This is a genomic window from Kluyvera sp. EC_51 (genome assembly GCF_019584505.1).
Classification (GTDB): Bacteria; Pseudomonadota; Gammaproteobacteria; order Enterobacterales; family Enterobacteriaceae; genus Kluyvera; species Kluyvera sichuanensis.
Genome location: NZ_VDAG01000092.1, coordinates 24,230 through 45,871, shown reverse-complemented (window position 1 = coordinate 45,871; position 21,642 = coordinate 24,230). Strand labels below are relative to the sequence as shown.

Here is a 21,642-nt window from a genome sequence, read left to right as displayed (position 1 = left end):
CTAATAAGAGAACGCTTTTTACGCTGAGGGCATGATGGATAACTTCCAGAAAGAGATCGACGACAGGGCTAACCTGACCCTGTCCAACCGTTTTGAGCTGCTGCTTTTCCGCCTCGGCGCGTCATCGCAGAGCGACGCCTCGGAGCTGTACGGCATTAACGTCTTTAAGCTGCGGGAAATCGTCCCGATGCCGAGCTTCACCCGCCCCGCCGGCATTAAGCCGCCGCTGATGGGCATGGTGAATATTCGTGATCAAATCATTCCGGTTATCGACCTCGCCGCCGTGGCGGGCTGCAAACCTGCCACCGGCCTGAACATTCTGCTGATTACCGAATACGCCCGCAGCGTGCAGGCCTTCGCCGTCGAATCCGTCGAGAACATTACCCGCCTCGACTGGACGCAGATCCACACCGCCGAGAAAGCGGTGAACGGCAAATACATCACCAGCATCGCCTGCCTTGACGATCATAAGGAGAGCAACAACCTGGCGATGGTTATCGACGTGGAGCAAATTCTCTACGACATCACCCCTTCCAACCACGACCTGCATGCCAAAGAGCTAAATCCGCGCAAATTCAATATTAAGCCGGGTGCTACGGCGATTGTCGCCGAGGACTCGAAGGTGGCGCGCGCCATGCTGGAGAAAGGGCTGAAGGCGATGGACATCCCCGCCCAGCTGCACGTGACCGGCAAAGAAGCGTGGGAGAAAATCGAGCTTATCGCCCAGGAAGCGGCGAAAGAAGGCGTGCCGGTGAGCGATAAAATCGCCCTCGTGCTGACCGACCTCGAAATGCCGGAGATGGACGGCTTTACCCTGACCCGCAAAATCAAAACCGACCCACGGCTGCGCAATATTCCGGTGGTGATCCACTCCTCGCTGTCGGGGAACGCTAACGAAGACCATATTCGCAAGGTTAACGCCGATGGGTACGTGGCGAAGTTTGAGATTAACGAACTGGCGGCGGTGATTGAGCGGGTGTTGGATAAGGCCGCTGGGAGGGGGGAGAGTGGGTTGCATGCGGTGAGGTGAGTGTTGGGGGGGACCGCCAGGAGGGAGTGCCTGGCGGAGGTGTCTGTGGAGTTAGAATGAACAAGGAGCAGATATTGAAATCTTTTGCTTGAATTCTTAGGATCAGAGTGACATTTTCAATTCAAATTATATTTTATTTTTTACTCCCAGCCTATAAAATAGGAATTTATATTTATCACAACCCAAGCATTTATTATTTTATTAGTTTTAGGAAGTTACAGCACCTAGCAAGCTTTGATTTACATTCAAGAATATTTATTGCTTTCTTCATTTCCTTGCACTTATTTAATCTTGCATTTAGCGTTAACACTTTAAAATTAATTATTAGCTTATTCTCAGGTTCTAATCTCCGTAATTTGAACAACTTAAACAACCCTGTTCTTTGATAATCATATCCATATTTAGACAAAAAGGCCATTAGCATGAAATGAAAACAATTGATCAGATGCCATTTATTACAAGATTTATTCTTCAATATTGTGGAAATGTATTTACTGACCAGTACATAGTCTGATTCCGGTTTTAATTTGAAATCTGAATAAGTAATAACTCCAGTGGGAGTAAACATCCCCTCTACAACGCTAATAAGGTCATCTTTGAAAAAATGATCAGTGGCGTGCTCATTGTCATAACCTGTATTACTCAGCATCGAAGCATCACAAAATATATTTTGCATAATCTTAATGTATTTGACGAAATAAAGGTCATTCTTTTCTGAAAGGGTTACATCTAAGTATATCAATTCTCTTTCGAATTTCACACACCAAGCATAGAATGCTAAAAATCTGTAACAGAAAGTTTGCAAGTAATATTTATCACTAATTAACTCATTTTTTTTGAAGTTATGCCAACCCTTATTACAATTACCTGAGAAGTTCCACAACCTATGATTCAGTGATTCTGCTGAGTCGAGTAAAGGCATTTTATATTTTGATATTGCCTCTTTAATTTTCTTTTTTTGCTCATAAGCATGTTCTGTTTTTATTTTGTACACAAGAAAATATTTATTCCATAAAGGTGTACAAATACCTTTCATTAAAAATAACGAAATTGTAACTAATCCAGATACTACTGCTGCCATAAAAGTATGAGCTGAAGCCATTTCAGACATATGGAACCTTATTGAATATTTACCAGTTCGTTAATTAGCATGTAATGCATTAATGTAAAAATAATTCCATAATAGCACTTGCTATATTCTCACTCTATTTTAGCGCAAGTGTCAACTAAAACTTACTATATTAAGCACATTACATTTCACCTCCTAACAATTAACATTAGAGCTTTTATCAACCTAAATTTTTAAACAGGACACTCTCAGTTAGAATCGTTAACTCAGCTATGAACAAAGCACTAACCTAACACCGTTGTTTTTTTAACAGTGAAGCATTCTTAGTTGAACGTAAGTCTAGCTTAGTTATCTAAAACGGTTTTTCTTTGTATTATTGTCCTAATAAACGCAACTGAAATGTGCAACACAAATTCAGCATCGTACTCCAACACTGAAGAAACTTTGTTGCTTCCATGTCTTACTGCTGGTTCTGCATTTGTATACGCGTAGAACTTTTCTATAACAGTTAATAGCATAGATGAGATAGCGTTTTCTTTTCTCATTAGTTTAAGAGCCTCACCCAAAGTTGATGCTGACGGATAATAAGTTCTGCATAAACTCTCAATTGCACTTATCGATTCTTTTATGGAGTTTTCTGGATCTTTATTCGGGCCTAATGCAAAAGACCTAGCTTTTACATAGTGCCTCCTTGCTGGTTCAAACTGGTCCTGCAATAATTTATTAGTTTCGTCTATCTTTTGTTCTAGTTCGGTTGGTAATGGTGTTTCTAATCTGCCTATTGAATTCATTCTCCAGTCAATGTTTCGAGATGCGAATAACTCATTCAATTTTTGACGATATGATATAAACGTAATATTTTCTAATGCCTTTCTCCCCCAAGTGGGACCTCTATCATCATCCTTTTTTCTTATTAAATCTCCGATTACCTCAACCGCATCGTAAAATTGAAACCAATTCATATATTGTAAACGTGTTTTCAAAGCATCATGACAGAGCCATGAATCAAAATCTTCATGATCTGTTTCTTGACCATTCTCTGCGCAAAGTCGCTCAATCAACGCCTTAATTCCCAGAGGCTTGTTCTCATCATTCGCAATGCGGCTATCACCATCAATGTACAAAAAATTATCTAGTACAGTTACAAAAAATAAAGAGCGAAGCCACTCTGGAGCATCTTCCCGTATAGGCTGTTTTTTATACTCAGGATCAAAACCATGTCTGTGCGAGAACTTCATCACAAATCTCCCATTCAACTTGAAGAATATCAGGCAATTATACAACCAACACAAATCCCATTGCTAATTCAAAAAACTCAACTAGCCACAATGAGTTTATGAATTTATCACATATTTCGCCCTATCGACGTCCAACCGCTGACGCAAAACGGAAGCAAAAACCCCGGCCGTCGCTCCGCTCGGCCGGGCTACCATTGTCGCTTGTCGTTAGAATTTCCCGCCCGATTTACTCCGCTTAATCTCCGGAATATCCCCGCTATCGTTCAACGCGCCGGGAAAGGTTTTCAGCCATGCCTTTACTTTGCGCTGGTTGATGTTCGCGACGCTCATGCCTTCAATGCAGCCCCATAGCTCGCGGGTGTTCTGCGGGGTGATCACGATGCAATCTTTCATCACGCGGACTTTGATGGGCATGCCGTCGATAAATCCGGCTTGGGAGAGCCATTCTCCGCCGAGGTGGACGGCGCGGCCTTCTACGAAGGAGTAGAACTCGCAGTGGGTGAAGTCTGGTACGGTAGTTGTGTTGAGGGGTGTCGCCATCGTGGCAGCCTCCAATAAATGATATTTTCTCTCTCATTGGTGGCTAAAGCAGACAGGGTTAGAACGACCGACTCATCGATACCGGTGCATCTTTCAATGCCCCCGCTAGCCCACCATTGAGATGGTGACTGTGCATACGACATAAATTTGCGTTAACGCGCTTTATGTCGTCGATGAAGTTGGTTCAGGGTTCCAATCCCGGCACCTGATTTTGCAGGTACAACAACAGGATACTGCGCTTAACGGGGCTGAGCAATACGGGTTGCTGGAAGGACGCTCGCAAAACTGAATGAAAATCCTGGCGCTGTAACATCATTAAAGCCCGATGCACAAAACGTCATCGGGCTTGATTCCGCGCTACCTGCAAACAGAGATTACGGATAAATCCCGCGCTCTTTCCTCGCCGTAAGAATACGCTCGCAGGCAATCGCATACGCCGCCGTGCGCAGCGAGATCTTCAGCTGCTGCGATTTATTCCACACATCATCAAAGGCGTTGAGGATGATTTTATCCAGCTTTTGATAGATCTCGTCTTCTGACCAGTAGAAGCTGGAGAAATCCTGCACCCACTCAAAGTAGCTCACCGTCACGCCGCCCGCGTTACAGATAACGTCCGGGAGGACGATAATGCCGCGTTCGCGCAAGATGTCATCAGCCTGCGGCACCGTCGGGCCATTCGCGCCTTCCAGCACCAGGCGGCATGAGAGACCTTCGGCGCGTTGAGCCGTAATCTGGCCCTCCAGCGCGGCGGGGATCACGATGTCATAGTCGTACAGCCAGAACGCATCGGGGCTGACGTCAGCCGCGCCCGGGAAGCCCTTTATCTTGCCGTTCTCGGTTTGCCACGCGATAAGTGCGTCAATATCAATGCCGGAAGCGTCATACAGCGTGGCGGAGTGATCCTGCACGGAGATGACCTTGGCCCCTTCGCTGGCAAACAGCTGCGCGGCGACGCTGCCGACGTTACCAAAACCCTGCACGCCAATACGCGCACCGGTAATGTCGAGGTTAATGTGTTTGGCCGCCGCCATCCCGGTGACAAAGACGCCGCGCCCGGTGGCCTTAACGCGGCCCAGTGAGCCGCCAAGGTGAATAGGTTTGCCGGTGACCACGCCGGTGGTGGTGGAGCCGACGTTCATCGAGTAGGTGTCCATCATCCAGGCCATCACCTGCGCGTTGGTGCCCACGTCCGGTGCCGGAATGTCCTGCTGTGGCCCAATAATCAGGCCGATTTCACTGGTGTAGCGGCGGGTCAGCCGTTCCAGCTCTTTCTTGCTGAGCTCGCCTGGGTCAACGCGAATGCCGCCTTTAGCACCGCCGAAAGGCAGATTCAGCGCTGCGCATTTGATGGTCATCCAGGCGGATAACGCCATCACCTCTTCTAAGGTGACGTCCGGGTGGTAGCGCACCCCGCCCTTACCCGGCCCGCGGGACAGGTTATGCTGTACGCGATAGCCTTCGAAATGGCGCACGGTGCCATCTTCCATCTCCAGCGGAATGTCGACAATCAGCGCGCGTTTGGGGCGGATCAGGGTGTCGGCCCAGCTCTCCAGCTCGCCTAAATACGGCAGCACGCGCTCAACCTGGGCAATAAAGATATTCCATGCGGAATCGGGATTGTTATTCAGAAACGACAGCGTTTTCATCGTTTACCTCAACAGTGAAATCGGATTTTTTAATAAAAAAACCGACGATACGGATGGCTATCGTCGGTGCTCGGATGAGCAAAGTACCACGGCACTAAAGATGTCCATCTTGTGCAGAAAGCGAGGGTAACGTGGCGGTTCGTCAGTCCTTCAGGGCGTTTTTGATAATCTCCAGCGCCTGGGTGAACTGGAACTCCGGAATGGTTAACGGATAGAGGAAGCGGATCACGTTGCCATACTGGCCGCAGGTCAGCAGCAGTAACCCCTGCTCCAGCGCTTTACGCTGCACGCGCTGGGCCAGTTCGGCAGACGGTTCTCCGCTTGTCGGGTCGGTAAACTCTGCGGCAATCATCGAACCGACGCCGCGCACTTCTGCCAGACCCGGCGCGTATTCACGGGCGTCGTTCAGGGTAGCACGCAGACGCTCGCCTAACGCATCAGCGCGCAGGCATAGTTTCTCATCATCAATAATATCCAGCACCGCCAGCGCAGCCGCGACGGAGAGCGGGTTGCCCGCATAAGTACCGCCCAGGCCGCCGGGCGCTGGTGCATCCATAATCTCAGCTTTGCCCACCACGCCGGAAAGCGGCATACCGCCCGCAAGGCTTTTGGCGATGGTCATCAGGTCCGGTTTGTCCGCGTAGTGGTCCATGGCGAACAGCTTGCCGGTACGGGCGAAGCCGCTTTGTACTTCGTCGGCAATCATCACGATGCCGTGCTTATCGCAGATGCGGCGAATTGCCGCGACGAAATCTGGCGGAGCGACGACAAAGCCCCCTTCCCCCTGGATAGGTTCGAAGATAATGGCGGCGACCTGCTCAGCATCAATATCGGCCTTAAACAGGCGCTCGATGGCTTTTACCGCATCGTCGGTGGTGATCCCGTGCAGGGCGGAAGGATAAGGCGCGTGGAATACCGATCCCGGGAAGGGGCCAAAGCCTTTTTTGTAAGGGGCCACTTTGCCCGTCAGGGCCATGGTCATGTAGGTGCGGCCGTGGAAGCCACCGCCAAAGGCGATAACGCCCGGTCGGCCGGTGTGGGCGCGGGCAATTTTCACCGCGTTCTCTACCGCTTCGGCACCGGTGGTGAAGAAGGCGGTTTTCGCGTCGCTGCCCACCGGGGCCGCGGCGTTAATCTTCTCGGCCAGGGTGACATAGCTTTCGTAAGGGACAATCTGGTAGGCGGTATGGGTAAAGGCCTGCAGCTGCGCTTCAACGGCCTGCACCAAGCGCGGGTGGCGGTGGCCGGTGTTGAGTACCGCGATGCCGGCCGCAAAATCAATAAACTGGCGACCTTCCACATCCGTCAGGGTGCTGTTCTCAGCGGACTGCGCGAAGAAATCGCACATCACGCCCACGCCACGTGGGGTGGCGGCCAGGCGACGTTGATGCAGGTTTTTATTACTCATAGTGTTGCCTCATCCTTTTTTATAAGTCTGTGAATACATCTCACTGCTATTTATTCACCATCTGGTACTCTAATCGAGAGCCAAAACGTTTTATTTTAAGGATCCAAATGCGTTCTCTTGCTGTAGATGTGATCACGCAGGCATTTTCGCAACAGACCGGTGAGAAATTGCATCGTCGTCTCTATGCGGCGATATGCAGCTGCATTCTGGAAGGCAGCCTGAAACCCGCCACCCGCATCCCTCCTTCCCGGGATCTGGCCGACGAGCTGGCGCTGTCGCGTAACACCGTGCTGCGTGTTTATGAACAGCTGCAGGCGGAGGGATATATCTCAGCCCGCACCAGCAGCGGCACCTTTGTCAGCGAGAGCGTGCTGGACAATCTGGTCCAGCGAAAGGCGCCGCCATCGGCCCCACCGCAGCAGGCGCTCAGCGTCCAATTGTCGGAACGCGGCCAGGCGCTGCTGGGCAATGCCAGCGCCAGCCCGCGCCAGTGGGGCGCATTTGTGCCGGGCGTCCCGGACGTCACCCTCTTCCCGCATCGCGCACTGAAAAAAATTCAGGATCGCCTCGCCCGCCAGCCGCTGCCGCAGTATCTGACCTACGATGCCTACGGCGGCGTGGCCGAACTGAAAGCCTCGCTGACCGATTACCTGCGCACGGCGCGCGGGGTGCGCTGCTCCCCGGACCAGATTCTGATAACCGAAGGGATCCACCAGGCGCTGGATTTGGTCACCCGCACCTTATGCAACCCGGGCGATCAGGCCTGGGTGGAGGAGCCGGGCTACTGGGGCATCAAAAATATTCTGCGCATGAATGGGGTGAATTTTTCCGCCATCGCGGTGGATGAAGAGGGGCTGGTGCCTGCAGAAGAGAACGCGGTGCCGCCGAGGATGATTTTTGTCACCCCCTCGCATCAGTACCCGCTAGGCTCGGTGATGAGCCTGAGCCGCCGTCAGCAACTGCTGGCGCTGGCGCGTAAAACCCAGAGCTGGATTGTCGAGGACGATTACGACAGCGAGTTTCGCTTTGCCGGGCAGCCGATCCCGTCCCTTCAAGGGCTGGAAGAGGCGAGCCCGGTGATTTACATCGGCACCTTCAGTAAAACCCTCTACCCGGCACTCCGCCTCGGCTATATGGTGCTGCCGGAGCCGCTGGCGGCGGCGTTAAAAAAGGTGCATAGCGATCTCTATCGTGGGGGCCACCTGCTGATGCAGGCCGCGCTGGCGGAGTTTATTCGCGAAGGCTACTACGCGGCCCATATCCGCAAAATGCGCCAGCTCTACAGCCGCCGTCGCCTCGCGCTGGTCGCGCTGATTACCCGTCAACTGGGGAAAGAATATCTGGGCGAGTTCAGCAGCAACGCCGGGCTGCATCTCATTTTGCAGCTACCCGATGATGCCGATGACCTCGCCATTACCCAGGAGGCCAACCAGCAGGCGCTGCTGGTGCGCCCCCTGTCACGCTATTTTGCCGACACGCCAACGCGCAAAGGTCTGCTGCTGGGGTTTGCCAGCATTGATGAGGAGGCGATGGCACCAGCGTTTACCCGGCTGGCGGAGATCATCAAAAAGCACCTGCTTAACCCTGCTTAACCGACTGATGCTGGCGAGCGAGCGCGATTTTCTGTTCGATGTCCGCCCGCTGCGCGGCGTCTCCCTCGTTTAGCGACAGCATCCGCTGCCAGCGGGCGATGGCGAGACTGTATTGCTGCTGTTGATACGCGTTGACCGCCGCCAGTTGCAGAAGACGCAGGTTGTCCGGATGGGCGTTTAGAAGCGGAGCCAGTAGCCCGGCGGCCTGCTGTAGCGCCTCCGGTTCGTCGGTGCGGGTCAGAACGTCGGCGTAGCCAGATGCCGCGGCGAGATCCTCCGGCGCCATGGCATGGGCGCGACCATAGGCCTGGGTTGCCAGCGTGGCGTTGTTGAGCATCATTCCCACGCGCCCTAGCAGCATCCAGCCTTCCGGGTTGTCGCCGTCATGCGCTAAATGGGTACGTAAGCCCAGCGCCAGGGTTTGCAGCTCTTTCTCCGTCAACGGCGCAGCGCGGGAGTCTATCGCCCGGTTCATCAGTTCGGGTAACTGCCGGGTTGCCTGCTGCCAGTCGTGCACCTGTCGATAGCCGCTGGTCGCGTAAAACGCCGCCCCGCTTACCGCCAGCGCCATCACAATCCCGGCTACCAGCCCCCACGGGTTTCCTCTGACGGGGAGTGTCTCAGCGGAATCTGGCATCACCGTAATACGCACCCGCCTGCGGCTGCGAGCGTAAATGGCATAGCCCCCTGCAAGAACCGCCAGCAGCGGCAGCATCCACAGCAGCAGCGTGACCGGCGTCAGCGGCGGATCGTAGCTGATAAACGCGCCGTAGCGCGCCACCATGTAATCGACAATCTGCTCGCGCGTTTTGCCCTGCAACGTTAGCTGATACACCTTCTGGCGCAGATCCGCGGCAATCAGCGACCCGGAGTCGGCAATACTGTTGTTCTGGCATTTGGGGCAGCGCAGTTCGGCCGTCAGCTGGCGGTATTGTTGCTCCTGCGCTTCGCTTTGAAAGGTCATCACCTCCGGCGCCGCCATCACCCAAAAGCTCAGCGTCAGCAGCAGCAGCGCCAGTAATCCGTTTTTCATACTCCGGCCTCTTTACGGTATTTTTCCCACAGCGGCGCAACCTCTTTACGCCATACGTCGGCATTCAACTCCCCGGTATGCCGATAGCGCACAATCCCCTGCCCATCAATCAGGAAAGTCTCCGGCGCACCGAAGACGCCCAGCTCAATACCGACCGAACCCTCTGCATCCAGCAGGTTATCGCGATAAGGGTTGCCGTAATCCTGCAGCCAGCGCTGCGCCTTTTGCCGGTCGTCTTTGTAATTCAGCCCGGCAATCACAACACCCTGCGCCGCCAGCGTATTGAGGTACCGGTGTTCTGCCCGGCAGGTGGGGCACCAGGTGGCCCAGACGTTCAGCAACAGAGGTTTGCCCTTGCCCAGCGTCTGAAAATCCTGTTTCTCCTCGGGTTGCACCAGCGTCGCCACCCGCAGCGCGGGCAACGGCTGGCCGATAAGGGCGGAATCCAGCGCTTTAGGGTCTTCACCGTCGCCAATGCGCAGCAACTGCCAGAAAAGCAGGCCCGCCAGCACGACGAAAATCGCCAGCGGCAGCAGATACAGGTTACGTTTCATGCCGTCACCTTTTGAGCTTTTACCGCCAGCGTGCGACGCCCGCGAAAACAGAGCCCGCCCCCCAGCGCCATTAAGATTCCCCCGGCCCAAATCCAGCGGATAAAGGGCTTATAGTAAAAACGCATGCCCCAGGAGCCGTCATCGAACTGTTCGCCCAGCGCGACGTAGAGGTCGCGGGTGAAGCCGACCTGAATAGCGGCCTCGGTCATAATCGCCCGGCTGGCGGTGTAAAAACGTTTCTCGGCGAATAGCGTCGCCGTTTTGCTGCCGGGGGCATCGGCATCAATCACCGCCGTCACCGCCTGGTAGTTAGGGCCAAGGCTTTCGCGGACCTCACGGAAGGTAAAACGGTACTCCCGGATTTGCAGGGTATCGTTGACCCCCATCCGCACGTCGCGCTCGATATCGTGGTTCTGGTGAAAGGCGATGCCGATGACCGTCACCGCCACCCCGAGATGGGCGATAATCATGCCGGTGAAGCGGCGAGTCACCGGCTCCCCACGCCGCAGACGCCGTATCACCTCCCACAGATGGAGGATGACAATCCACAGCGCCATACAAAGGCCCAGCACCGTCAGGGCGGCAATCTGATCCTGCAACCACCACGGCAGCAGCAGCGCCAGCAACGGGGTGGCAATCAGCGCAGCAATGACCGGCTTGCGCTGCTTTTCCGGGCGATCGCGCCCCCATCTCACCAGCGGGGCCAGCCCCATCAACAGCGCTAACGGCACCATCAGCACCACAAATAGACGGTTAAAGAACGGCTCACCGATGGAGATAGCGCCCAAACCCAGCGCTTTATGCACCAGCGGCAGCAAAGTGCCAAGCAGCACCACCAGCATTGCGGTCATCAACAGAACGTTATTGCCCATCAGCAGCGACTCCCGTGACCAGAAGGCGTTATTCACCCTGGAGCGGATACGGTAGCCGCGCAGGGCAAAGAGCAGCAGCGAACCGCCGACCACCAGCGCCATAAAGATCAGGATATACATGCCGCGCGTGGGGTCTGCGGCAAAGGAGTGAACCGAGACCAGCACGCCGGAGCGCACCAGAAAGGTGCCCAGCAGACACAGGGAAAAGGCGGCGATAGCCAGCAGCGCGCTCCAGGCTCTGAAGGTATCCCGCTGTTCGGTAACGGCCAGCGAGTGCAGCAGCGCGGTGCCCGCCAGCCAGGGCATCAGGGAGGCGTTTTCCACAGGATCCCAGAACCACCACCCTCCCCAGCCCAGCTCGTAGTACGCCCACAGGGAGCCCATCACGATGCCCAGCGTTAAGAAGATCCACGCCATCAGCGTCCAGGGGCGCGCCAGCCGGGCAAACTCCCGGTCGAGGCGGCCATTGAGCAACGCCGCGATGGCGAACGCGAAGGCAACGGAGAAACCGACGTAGCCCATATAGAGCGCCGGGGGATGAAAAACCAGCCCCGGGTCTTGCAGCATCGGATTCAGGTCCCGCCCTTCAATCGGGAAATCGGGCAAAGTGCGGGCGAAGGGATTCGAGGTAAACAGGATAAACAGCAGAAACCCGAGACTTATCATCCCCATCACTGCCAGCACCTGCGCGCGCAGTGACGGCGGTATAGTGCGACGTAAGGCCGTTGCCAGCGTCCAGCCGCTCATCAGCAGCACCCACAGCAGCATTGAGCCTTCGTGGGCACCCCAGACGGCGGCCATTCTGTAGATAATCGGCAGCTGCGTATTGGCGTTAGCCGCCACGTAGGCAACAGTGAAATCGTTACTGATAAAGGCGTACATCAGGATAAGAAACGCCCCGGCAAGGCAGGAAAATAGCACGATGGCGAACATTGGCGCGGCGGCTATCAGCAAGCGTTGCCCGCGCCATGCGCCATACAGCGGCAGGCTGGAGAGCAGACACGCGGCCCCCAGCGCCAGGCAGAGCAGCAGGTTCCCCCATTCAGGCATCATGTTGACGGTTTCCTATAGCCGAAGGGGTTTTGATTCCCTTTTTTACGCCGGGCGGCGTGTAGTTTTCATCGTGTTTTGCCAGCACTTCACGGGCAATAATGTGGTTGCCGGAATCCAGTTCCCCCTGAACCACAATGCCCTGCCCCTCGCGAAAGAGATCCGGGAGCAGCCCATCAAAGGTGACCTGCACCCTGCCCCGCTCGTCGTAGAGCGTGAAGCTCACCTGCATTGAGGTAGGCGAACGCTTAATGCTGCCGGGAAGCACCAGACCGCCCACCCGCAGGCGCTGTCTGGCGACAGGCATTTCTCTGGCCTCCCCTTTGCCGTACAGTACCTCTCCCGGTGTGTAAAACAGGTCAATATTGGCGCGCAGGGCATACAGAATCAGCCCCAGAGTCAGCACCAGCCCACCGAGCAGGAGGCTGGTTATCAGCAGGCGATTTTTACGGCGGGTATTCATAAGCTGGCCTCGCGTTGCGGCACGTTACGTCGGCGCTGTTCCCGAGCGTGGCTACGGCGAATCGCCTGCAAGATGGCGCGCCGCTGCCAGCAGGTGTGGCATATCAGCCCAACCAGCGCGAGCAGCACCAGCGCCACGGCCAGCCAGATATAGAGTCCGTAGCCGCCCATCGCGAAAAAGTCGTTCCAGTGTTTGAAAGCTGGCGTCATGGCCGTTCTCCTGCGCAAGCGATATGGCGTACCCAGGGGCGAAGGCGCTCCTCAAGCAGGATCAAATTACGTAAACGCATCAGCGTCAGCGTGATAAACAGCAGCAGAAAACCCACAATGACGAGCCGCAGCGGCAGACGCATCGCCGGGTCGATAGTTTGCTGCAGCCCGGTGGAACCCTGATGCAATGTGTTCCACCAGACCACCGAGTAGTGAATCACCGGCAGGTTAACCACCCCCATCAGCACCAGAATGCTCACCGCCCGGCCCGCCGTGCGGCGGTTATCAAAGGCATTCCAAAGCGCAATAATGCCCATATAGATAAACAGCAGAATGAGCTCCGAGGTCAGCCGGGCGTCCCATATCCACCAGGTCCCCCACATCGGTTTTCCCCACAGCGCCCCGGTGACGAGGGCGATAAAGGTATAGACCGCACCAATGGGCGCCATTGCCGCCACCGCCAGGGAGGCGAGCTTAAGCTGCCAGACGAGGCCGACAAAAGCGGCCACCGCCATCGCGCCATAAATCCCCATCGACCACATCGCCGCGGGAACATGCAGATAGATAATGCGGTACCCCTCGCCCTGCTGGTAATCGGCGGGGGCGAAGGCGAATCCCCAGACCCAGCCCAGCGCCAGCGTGACCAGCGCCGCCGGCGCCAGCCAGAAAAGAGCCCGGCCGCTGAGGCGGTAGCAGCGTTCCGGGATAGCCAGTTGATGCAGTGTTTTCCACATAGTGCGCACTCTTCTTCGAAATAACATGAGGCTTACCCCTGCAGGCTGGCGCGCAGGGCCGCAGCGGTGGCAAAGGGGCTGAACATGGCGCTGCCGGTCAGCATCGCCGCCAGAATGGCGAGATAACCGGAAACGGGCAGCCCCGCCGTCGCGGCGTTTATCGCGGCGGTGGCAAAGATCAGCAGCGGCAAGGTAAAGGGCAGCACCAGCAGGCTGAGCAGGACGCCGCCCCGGGGCAGCCCAACCGTCAGCCCTGAACCGGGCGCAGCCAGTAAGCTGAGGGTCGGGGTGCCGAGCAACAAGGTCAGCGCCATCACCGCCCACTGGGCAAAATCCATTGCCATCAATAATGCCGCCAGCGGCGAGAAGAGCAGCAGCGGCAGGCCCGTGACGCACCAGTGGGCGAGGATTTTACTCAGCACCACCGCGGGCAGCGGCACGGGAAGCAGCATCAGCTGCTCGAGGCTGCCGTCCTGGTAGTCATCGCGGAACAGCCGGTCTTGCGCCAGCAAAGAGGCGAGAAGCGCCGCTATCCAGATGGCACCGGGGGCGATGTGCGCCAGCTGTTTGCTGTCCTGACCCAGAGCGATAGGAAAGAGCGTGAGGATAATAAAAAAGAACCACAGCGGGTTGGCAAGCTCGGCGCGGCAGCGAAAAGCGACCCGCAGTTCAAGGCAGAAAAGAGACCACATCATCCCGGCTCGCCTCCCGTCAGCGCCACCCTTCGTACAGGCAGGGTTGAGTCGGCCAGCGGCTGATGCGTGGTCATCACAATCTGCCCGCCCGCGGCAACGTGCTGCGCCATCCTGCGCGTCAACCTGGCGACGCCCTGCGCGTCAATAGCAGTAAAGGGTTCATCAAGGATCCACAGCGCGGCGTGGGTCAGCCAGAGCCGCGCCAACGCCACATAGCGCTGTTGCCCGGCAGAGAGCGTCGCCACCGGTACATCTTCGTAGCCGGCGAGCCCCACCAGCCCGAGCGCTGCCAACCGTTCTGACGGCGACGCATCGGGATGAAAAAAGGCGATATTCTGGAGCGCCGTCAGGCGCATTTTTATGCCCGGCTGATGACCAATCCAGAGCAGATGAGCGTGCAGGCCCTCGCGGTGACGGCTGACGGATTTATCCTGCCAGCGCACCTCTCCACCGTCGGGCCGTATGATTCCCGTCAGCATCCTCAGCAGCGTGGTTTTTCCCGCTCCGTTGCCGCCCGCAATCTGTACCCACTCTCCCGGCGCGACGGTAAACGAGAGATCGCGAAATAAGTGCCGATCGTCCCGCTCACAGCACAGCCCTACCGCTTCTAATCTGTTTTCCATGTTCTGCCTTTTTGCTGACCCCTATGCCAGGTTAAGGGTGAGATGCTTTCACCTTCGCCACATCATCGGCCGTGACATCGCCCGCGCCGTTACCCCAGCTTTGCCGAACGTAATTCACCACGTCGCGCATCTCTTCGTCGGTCATCACATCCCCATAGCCAGGCATTCTGAACGAGACGTTGCCCACGGTCGTCGGCGTTTCCGCGCCTTGCGTGACCACACGCAGCAGCGGCGTGGCCGCTTTGGCGCTGACGAGAGGGTTATTCACCAGCGAAGGAACGTTGTCATCGGTGCCTTTCCCCTCGGTGCCGTGACAGGTGGAACAGTAGCGGCCATACAGGGTTTTCCCCGCTGCCGGAGAAGCAGACGCAGCGGTAGCCACATGGCTGGCAGGCGTCGCCGTGCGCTTATTGTTATTGAGGCTTAACAGGTAACGGGAAATGGCGGTGGCATCGTCAGGCGTCAGATATTGGGTGCTCTGACTGACCACTTCCGCCATAGAGCCCGATACAGCGGCATGCTTGCTCCTACCGGTGACGATAAGCGAGGTCAGCTCGTTTTCCGGCAGCGACAGCGTTCGCAGCGACGGTGCATACCAGCCGTCAATCATGGCACCGCTCAGGAACGTATCATCCTGGTTGCTGTAGGCTTTTTCGTTCATCGCCACGCCTCGCGGCGTATGGCACGCCCCGCAATGACCGGCCCCTTCAACCAGGTACGCGCCCCGCTGAAGCACGGGATCCGACAGCGGACGACGTTCTCCCGTCGGCGGGTCCAGGAACAGCCAGTTCCAGACATGCAACGGCCAGCGAGCGGAGAGCAGCCAGGGAATGTCACTCTCCTGATTGGCTTTCTCTGAGGGCGCGACGCCTTTCATAAAGTAGTCGTACAGGGCGTGAATATCGCTATCGCTCATCCGGGCGTAGGAGGGATAAGGCATAGCCGGATAGAGCGGATGGCCGTCTTTGGCTATCCCCTGACGCACGGCCTTTTCAAAATCGGCATAGCTGTAGTTACCGATGCCGTGGGTTTTATCCGGGGTGATATTGGTGGAATAAATATCACCGACGGGAGTCGGAAATTTCTTGCCCCCCGCCAGAGGGGAACCGCCTTCTGCCGTGTGGCAGGCCATGCAATCGGCAACGCGGGCGATATACTCCCCCGTCATCGGTGCCGCAGAGGCCCCAACAGAAAGCAGGCCGGTGAATAACATGGTTACGATACGCATCGCTTACCCCATATCCTTGAGTTCGTTGACGGCACGCCAGGCCTGGTCGATCGCCGCGTGGGCGTAAGCGCTCCAGTCTGAATCGGAGTTGGCGATGGTGATGCGGCCAACGGGCTTTCTCGCGCGGGAGATAATGTCGGGGATTTTGTCCATATCGTCGAACAACGAGCAGGCATAGTAGGCGTAGCCATGCGCCCAGCGGTTCACGGTGATCCCAGCGATATCCCGCTGATGGTCGAACCCGACCGCGCCAAACATCTCCTGGAGCTGGTCGCGGATCATTTTTTCATGCGCCTCAAAAGAGGTGCCGAGCAGCCAGGCTCGGCCTTTGCGGAACTGCTCCCGCGCGCTCATATTGCTGCCTGGGTAGGTAGGGACAAAGACCATATGCAGCACGATCGGCTCATCCGGGCCATGGGAGTGTTCGTACCCGCCCATGCTCACCGGATAGTCGAGTTTTACCCGGCTGTAAGGCGCCGTCGGTGAGTAAAACTCATGCACGCCGAGGGTTTTAAACGCCTGCCAGTTTTTCACCGCCACGTTGGTGTACACCAGCGGCGCTTTGACGTTCAGCCGCATGTCGGCCTTTTGCTCCTCAGGCATCTCGGGCACCAGATACGGGATCATCATGTTGTAGCCTGCCATCACCGCGTTGCGTCCCCGAACGCGATGGAGCTTGCCGTCGTTGATGTAGGTGATACTCACCCCGTCCTGCTCGTTGGCAGCGTTGATAACAATGCTGCTCAACCGCAGGCGGGTGCTGTTTTTGGCCAGATCAAGCTTGCTGTAATCGAGGCGGGAAGTGACCGAGTCTTCCATGGTGCTGCCCGGCAGCGCGTCAGGCAGAAGGTGGCGCACCATCAGGCGTGCCAGACCTGCGTTGCCGTCCGGGAAGTGATACACATACGGCTCTTCGAGGTCGGCCAGCGTTTCGCCATCCAGCGGCGGCAGGCCAAGCGCTTCCATCCCCGGCAGCGCGCAGGCGCGGGCGTCGGTGGCGGAAATGCCCTCAATGCCAATGGCGAAGAAATCGTTGGAGCGCTGCTGGAAGTAAAGGCGAGCCATCTTGCTGAGCCCTACCTTATCGCTGAGAAACTCGCTGTAGCTATGGGTATCCATCCAGGCGATTTTCTCTTCCTGGCTCATGCCCGGCAGATAGTCCCGTGGATGTTCGTAGAGGTCGAGAAGCGCTTTTTTATCGCTCTCCACCAGCGGAAAATCATTGATGAACGCTTCCATGCTACGGCCATTCAGCCTGTCCGGAGGAATATCATCTGCGACCGCACGGCCCGGATCGCCGCTGACGATTTTGGTCTCGCCAAAGTTTTTCTTATCAAAAAAGACGCCACGGCTGAGCTGCTGATCCGGGTAGAAATTGACGTCAAAGCTCTCTTTCATGCGGGTGATACTCACCCCCAACTTCTGCATCAAGCCATTCACTTCCGGGCTAAAGTTGTGGGTGGGAGACTGAAACGCCTCGCTGCCGCCATAGCCGATGAGCGTTTTATTGCCGACGGTAAATTCGTTACGTTTGGCATGGCCGCCGAAATCGTCGTGGTTATCGAGGATCAGGATTTTACTTTCCGGCCCCATTTTCTCGCGCCAGAAGCAGGCCGCAGCCAGCCCGCTTATCCCGCCGCCGACGATAACCAGGTCATACTCTTCTTCAAACGGCAGAGTGCCGAAATCAAACTTTTCATGCTCACGGCCCAGGGCATGGGCCATCTCAAATGAACCGGGGTGGTTGCCGCGCAGACCGGTGAGCGCTGGGGGGTAAGCCTCCCCGTGGATAAACTCATTCTCTTTGCCTGCCGCCCGCGCCCACTCCAGCGGCGTCAGCCCGGCCGCGATGGTAATTGCCACACCGTTAAGAAAATCACGTCTGGTGATTGCCATTGATAATCCTGTCTTTTATGGCTGACACCCGGTTCAGGATGCCAGGTTAAACGTCCCCCCTTTTTGCAAAGGGGGTGGCCGATTATTTGTTCTCAGGTTTCAGCTCTTCATCCAGCTTTTTGGAATCGTAATAATCCCCCTGCCAGGTGATTTTTCCGTCCTTCACACGGATATAGCTCACGCCTTCAAATTTGATGGCGTTGTTGGTAGCCGGGCTACCTGCCCACTCACCGCTGTTTTTGCCGACAAACTGCCAGCGGAAGGCAACGGTATCTTTGTCGTAAACCGGCTTATCGGTCATGGTCCATTTCAGGTCAGGAACGGCGTGGATAAAGGCACCGATCACCTCTTTTTCGGCGTTATCCCGGCCCTTCACCGGCTCACCCGCCGCCGCGTCGTAATAGACCACGTCGCTGGACAGCAGGGTCGCCGCCTTGCTGGCATCATGGGCATTCCATGCCGCCATATAGGCTTTTACGACTTCCATAGAGGAGCTATGGGCCTGCGCCAGCCCGGAGAACAGCACGGCGGAAAAAAGGGCAACTTTAAGGGTTTTCATTTTTTATCCTTGTTATTCAGTGATATCGCACATGATGTGTTTCACTCTGGTGTACTCGTCGAGTGAATAGGAGGAGAGATCTTTGCCATAGCCGGACTTTTTGAAGCCGCCGTGAGGCATTTCGGCACACAGCGGGATGTGGTTGTTGACCCATACGGTGCCGAAATCCAGCTCGATGCTGAAACGCTGGGCACGGCCGTGGTTACTGGTCCAGACGCTGGCCGCCAGGCCATACTCCACGTCATTGGCCTTATGCAGCGCTTCTTCTTCGCTGTTAAACGATTGAATGGTCATCACCGGGCCGAAGACTTCATGCTGGATGGCTTCGTCCTGCTGATGCAGACCAGAGATCAGCGTCGGTTCGAAGTAGAAGCCCGGCCCCGGCCCCGCATGGCCGCCCATCTCAATTCTGGCGTGCGACGGCAGGCGCTCAATAAAGCCTTTCACCTGCTCCAGCTGATTTTTGCTGTTCAGCGCGCCGTAAAGCGCAGACTTATCGTCCGGCAGCCCAAAACGGATGGCTTTGCCTTTCTCGAGCAGTTTTTGCAGGAAGACGTCGTAGACCGACTGCTCAACCAGCAGGCGCGTGGCGGCGGTGCAGTCCTGCCCGGCGTTGAAGAACCCGGCGGTGAGGATGGTATCGACGGCTTTGTCCAGATTGGCATCGGCAAACACCACTACCGGCGCTTTACCGCCCAACTCCAGATGCGCTTTGGTCAGGTTGGCTGCCGCCGATGCGGCGACCTGCAGACCGGCACGCACGGAGCCAGTAATCGATACCAGCGAGGCCGTGGGGTTTGAGACCACCAGCGAACCGGTACCGGCCTTACCCAGCACCACATTAAACGCCCCTGCCGGGAAGAATGGCGCGGCAAGTTCCGCCAGCATCAGGGTGCTGATAGGGGTCGTGTCGCTCGGCTTTAACACCACCGTGTTACCTGCTGCCAGCGCCGGAGCAATTTTCCATACCGCCATCATGAAGGGGTAGTTCCAGGGGGTCACCTGCCCCACGATCCCCAGCGGTTCGCGGCGAATCGTGGAGGTAAAACCTTCGCTGTACTCCCCGCTGGCTTTACCTTCCAGGCAGCGTGCGGCCCCGGCAAAAAAGCGAATGGCGTCGCAGGACGCGGCAATTTCCTCTTTCTCGATAAAGTGCCGCAGCTGCCCGGTCTCCTGGCTCTGAATTTCCGCCAGGCGCGCGGCGTTGCTTTCAATCGCATCCGCAAGATTCAGCAGCGCCTTCTGACGCTGCGCCGGGGTCGATTTTTTCCATACCGCGAAAGCCGCTTTTGCCGCCGCGTAAGCCTGATCGACCTCCGCTTTGCCGCCGTTCGGGCTCATGGCATAGCATTCGCCGTCGACCGGGCTCACTAGCTCAAACGACTCTTCCGACGACGACGAGACAAACTGTCCGTTAATAAAATGCTTCAGCGTGTTCATGACCAACTCCTGACATTTAAAACATAAAGAAACTTATGTAATATATTTGTTACCGTCAGGATTCAAACGTGCTGAGCGAACAATATGATACGCTTCGCAAATTTAACTATTTTCTTACATTAGAATCACAAAATAGCTAAATCTAAGCGGGGAGGGATTGCTCACCGACGGGATTACGCTATGTTGGCTCAGTGCCAGCAGGCCAGGAGATCGCGAAAACGGGGGTTATCTGCCGTGATTCTCTCCTTTCCTGCCCGGCAGGCTTATGTTAAGAAGGGTGCTCTTTCAGGGAATAAATAATAGAAAAGCTTATGATTACTCATGCAGTTATCTTTGCGCCTATTGGACAGGCCAGTCGCTCCGATCAAATAGTTCAGCGCCTCTCCAACGCGATCATTACCGGGCTGCTGGAACCTCATGAACAGCTGCCCAATGAAACCGACTTAGCGAAAATGATGGGCGTTTCGCACATTACGATCCGCGAGGCGCTTAACACGCTGCGGGCCAATGAATTGATCTACACCGTGCGTGGTAGAAATGGCGGCAGCTTCGTGTGCGAAAACGTGCGCGATAAAAACAGCAGCCTGCACCCGTTCAAAACCATCAGCACGGATTACCTTTCCGATTTAGGAGAGATGCACTCCGCCATTATCAGCCATAGTGCCAGGCTAGCCTCCCGCCGGGTGACCGCGGCGGATATTGACCGGCTGCGAGGGTTTGTTGACGTGCTGAAACACGCCGACACGCCGGAGCAAAGAACCCAGTCTGATATGCGCTGTCTGCTGGCGCTTGCCGCCAGCTCGCATTCCGCCAGGCTGGCAAACCAGGAGCTACAGCTGCAGGCTGAGTGGGCCTCACTGGTGGCGGTACTCTACCGTTCCGATGAGATTTTCCCGCAGGTTGTGGCCCTGTACGAGACGCTGACGGAGGCGCTGGCGAACCACGACGAACTGGCCGCCATGGCGATTGCAACCCGACTTATTGATACGTTTATCTACCACCTGATCGACCAAAAGATGAAATATAATCTGAGCGAAGGCTGACCGCAAAATGACCTCTCCCATATCGTTTACCACCCTGATAGATAAAATTGAGGATATTACCGCCTCAACAGTGGCGTCCACCGTCGCGCTGGCTGACCGCATACGTGAAAGCATCACTAGCGGGCAAAAGGCGTCGGCGGAGATGTTATTAGAGCCTGCCGTGAAGGCCACCATTCAGGGGCATATCCAGCACACGTTGCAGCATAACCGCTACTGCTCGGGGGCCGGTTTTGCCAGCCATATTGAGAGCAGCCCGACTACCAGCGAATACTGGTTGCTGGAGTGGTGGTTTAAAAAGGCCAACGGGATGCAGCAGGTCAATCTCGACCTGGATCAGGCTACCCAGCAGCGGCTGGATTTCAGAACATTTGAGTGGTTTAAACACACGCCGTCGGTGGGTAAGGCCTGTATTCACGGCCCTTATGTGGATTACGTCTGTAATACCGCGTACACCCTCACCTCTGCGGTGCCGGTTTACAGCAATGGGCAATTTCTTGGCGTGGCGGCTATCGATATGCTGGTAGGCCAGATTGAAGAGGAGCTGCTTTCCTGTCGCCCTCCCGCAAAAGTGGTGCTGACTAACCGCGACAGACGCATCATTTTTTCGACTGAACCCCGTTTCCGGGTGGGCAATCTGCTGACCACGCTCCCGGCTACGGTGCTTCATCAAAGCGACTACTTCATTCTGTATCAATGTGACAATTAAGGGCCCGCAGGCCC

Annotated in this window: 20 protein-coding genes and 1 pseudogene; 4 read left to right on the top strand and 17 right to left on the bottom strand. The window is 56.0% G+C overall.

All coding sequences use genetic code 11. From position 1 onward, the window contains the following. Positions 1-34 precede the first annotated feature (34 nt). On the top strand, positions 35-1,030 hold the full coding sequence (locus FHC49_RS17015) for a chemotaxis protein (protein WP_220440446.1): 996 nt from the start codon (positions 35-37) through the stop codon (positions 1,028-1,030). A gap of 193 nt (positions 1,031-1,223) precedes the next feature. On the opposite strand, the gene FHC49_RS17010 is transcribed toward FHC49_RS17015, so the two are convergent. From FHC49_RS17010 to puuE, 5 genes and pseudogenes are all read right to left on the bottom strand, one after another. Further along, positions 1,224-2,141, bottom strand: coding sequence for a hypothetical protein (locus FHC49_RS17010; protein WP_220440384.1), 918 nt, complete (start codon positions 2,139-2,141; stop codon positions 1,224-1,226). A 302-nt stretch (positions 2,142-2,443) separates the two neighbouring features. Beyond that, positions 2,444-3,337 (bottom strand): hypothetical protein, encoded by an 894-nt coding sequence (locus FHC49_RS17005; protein WP_220440383.1) that lies wholly within the window; start codon positions 3,335-3,337, stop codon positions 2,444-2,446. A gap of 207 nt (positions 3,338-3,544) precedes the next feature. Continuing rightward, positions 3,545-3,796: pseudogene (locus FHC49_RS17000) on the bottom strand (SymE family type I addiction module toxin); the annotation flags it as partial. 455 nt (positions 3,797-4,251) lie between these two features. Next, positions 4,252-5,523 carry a Glu/Leu/Phe/Val dehydrogenase gene (locus FHC49_RS16995; RefSeq protein ID WP_220440381.1) on the bottom strand — a complete coding sequence of 424 codons (1,272 nt, stop codon included), beginning with the start codon at positions 5,521-5,523 and terminating at the stop codon, positions 4,252-4,254. Between the two features lie 142 nt (positions 5,524-5,665). Next, positions 5,666-6,931, bottom strand: a complete 1,266-nt coding sequence (gene puuE / locus FHC49_RS16990) for a 4-aminobutyrate transaminase (RefSeq protein WP_220440380.1) — start codon at positions 6,929-6,931, stop codon at positions 5,666-5,668. A gap of 107 nt (positions 6,932-7,038) precedes the next feature. On the opposite strand from puuE, the gene FHC49_RS16985 reads away from it, so the two are divergent. Then, positions 7,039-8,523: a PLP-dependent aminotransferase family protein gene (locus tag FHC49_RS16985; RefSeq protein ID WP_220440379.1), complete on the top strand. Its 1,485-nt coding sequence runs from the start codon at positions 7,039-7,041 to the stop codon at positions 8,521-8,523. Here the strand turns inward: FHC49_RS16985 and FHC49_RS16980 are convergent. From FHC49_RS16980 to FHC49_RS16925, 12 genes are all read right to left on the bottom strand, one after another. Next, the gene (locus FHC49_RS16980; protein ID WP_220440378.1) at positions 8,510-9,556 is read right to left on the bottom strand and encodes a cytochrome c-type biogenesis protein CcmH; all 1,047 of its coding nucleotides are present in this window, start codon (positions 9,554-9,556) and stop codon (positions 8,510-8,512) included. The genes FHC49_RS16985 and FHC49_RS16980 overlap by 14 nt on opposite strands. Continuing rightward, positions 9,553-10,110 (bottom strand): DsbE family thiol:disulfide interchange protein, encoded by a 558-nt coding sequence (locus FHC49_RS16975; RefSeq protein ID WP_220440377.1) that lies wholly within the window; start codon positions 10,108-10,110, stop codon positions 9,553-9,555. Before FHC49_RS16975 ends, FHC49_RS16980 begins: the two co-directional genes overlap by 4 nt. After that, entirely contained in the window at positions 10,107-12,035 is a 1,929-nt protein-coding gene (locus FHC49_RS16970; protein ID WP_220440376.1) for a heme lyase CcmF/NrfE family subunit, read from the bottom strand. Before FHC49_RS16970 ends, FHC49_RS16975 begins: the two co-directional genes overlap by 4 nt. Then, on the bottom strand, positions 12,025-12,495 hold the full coding sequence (gene ccmE / locus FHC49_RS16965; RefSeq protein WP_185666833.1) for a cytochrome c maturation protein CcmE: 471 nt from the start codon (positions 12,493-12,495) through the stop codon (positions 12,025-12,027). Before ccmE ends, FHC49_RS16970 begins: the two co-directional genes overlap by 11 nt. Continuing rightward, positions 12,492-12,704 carry a heme exporter protein CcmD gene (ccmD, locus tag FHC49_RS16960; RefSeq protein ID WP_220440375.1) on the bottom strand — a complete coding sequence of 71 codons (213 nt, stop codon included), beginning with the start codon at positions 12,702-12,704 and terminating at the stop codon, positions 12,492-12,494. Before ccmD ends, ccmE begins: the two co-directional genes overlap by 4 nt. Further along, entirely contained in the window at positions 12,701-13,438 is a 738-nt protein-coding gene (locus FHC49_RS16955) for a heme ABC transporter permease (RefSeq protein ID WP_220440374.1), read from the bottom strand. The genes ccmD and FHC49_RS16955 overlap by 4 nt, the downstream gene beginning before the upstream one ends. Before the next feature lie 32 nt (positions 13,439-13,470). Beyond that, complete coding sequence (gene ccmB, locus FHC49_RS16950; RefSeq protein WP_185666830.1) at positions 13,471-14,133, bottom strand: heme exporter protein CcmB; 663 nt, start codon at positions 14,131-14,133, stop codon at positions 13,471-13,473. Further along, the gene (gene ccmA, locus FHC49_RS16945) at positions 14,130-14,756 is read right to left on the bottom strand and encodes a cytochrome c biogenesis heme-transporting ATPase CcmA (RefSeq protein WP_220440373.1); all 627 of its coding nucleotides are present in this window, start codon (positions 14,754-14,756) and stop codon (positions 14,130-14,132) included. The genes ccmB and ccmA overlap by 4 nt, the downstream gene beginning before the upstream one ends. Positions 14,757-14,787: 31 nt before the next feature. Further along, a complete protein-coding gene (locus FHC49_RS16940; RefSeq protein WP_220440372.1) occupies positions 14,788-15,984 on the bottom strand; it encodes a cytochrome c in 1,197 nt (398 codons plus the stop codon). A 3-nt stretch (positions 15,985-15,987) separates the two neighbouring features. Then, positions 15,988-17,880, bottom strand: a complete 1,893-nt coding sequence (locus tag FHC49_RS16935; RefSeq protein ID WP_220440371.1) for an FAD/NAD(P)-binding protein — start codon at positions 17,878-17,880, stop codon at positions 15,988-15,990. A gap of 82 nt (positions 17,881-17,962) precedes the next feature. Beyond that, positions 17,963-18,439, bottom strand: a complete 477-nt coding sequence (locus FHC49_RS16930) for an ester cyclase (RefSeq protein WP_220440370.1) — start codon at positions 18,437-18,439, stop codon at positions 17,963-17,965. A gap of 12 nt (positions 18,440-18,451) precedes the next feature. Further along, positions 18,452-19,879, bottom strand: a complete 1,428-nt coding sequence (locus tag FHC49_RS16925) for a gamma-aminobutyraldehyde dehydrogenase (RefSeq protein ID WP_220440369.1) — start codon at positions 19,877-19,879, stop codon at positions 18,452-18,454. Positions 19,880-20,190: 311 nt separating this feature from the next. Here FHC49_RS16925 and FHC49_RS16920 point away from each other — a divergent pair, with 311 nt between their 5' ends. Both FHC49_RS16920 and FHC49_RS16915 read left to right on the top strand, forming a co-directional pair. Continuing rightward, positions 20,191-20,922 (top strand): FadR/GntR family transcriptional regulator, encoded by a 732-nt coding sequence (locus FHC49_RS16920; protein WP_185666824.1) that lies wholly within the window; start codon positions 20,191-20,193, stop codon positions 20,920-20,922. Between the two features lie 7 nt (positions 20,923-20,929). Further along, positions 20,930-21,628 carry a cache domain-containing protein gene (locus FHC49_RS16915; RefSeq protein ID WP_220440368.1) on the top strand — a complete coding sequence of 233 codons (699 nt, stop codon included), beginning with the start codon at positions 20,930-20,932 and terminating at the stop codon, positions 21,626-21,628. Positions 21,629-21,642 lie beyond the last annotated feature (14 nt).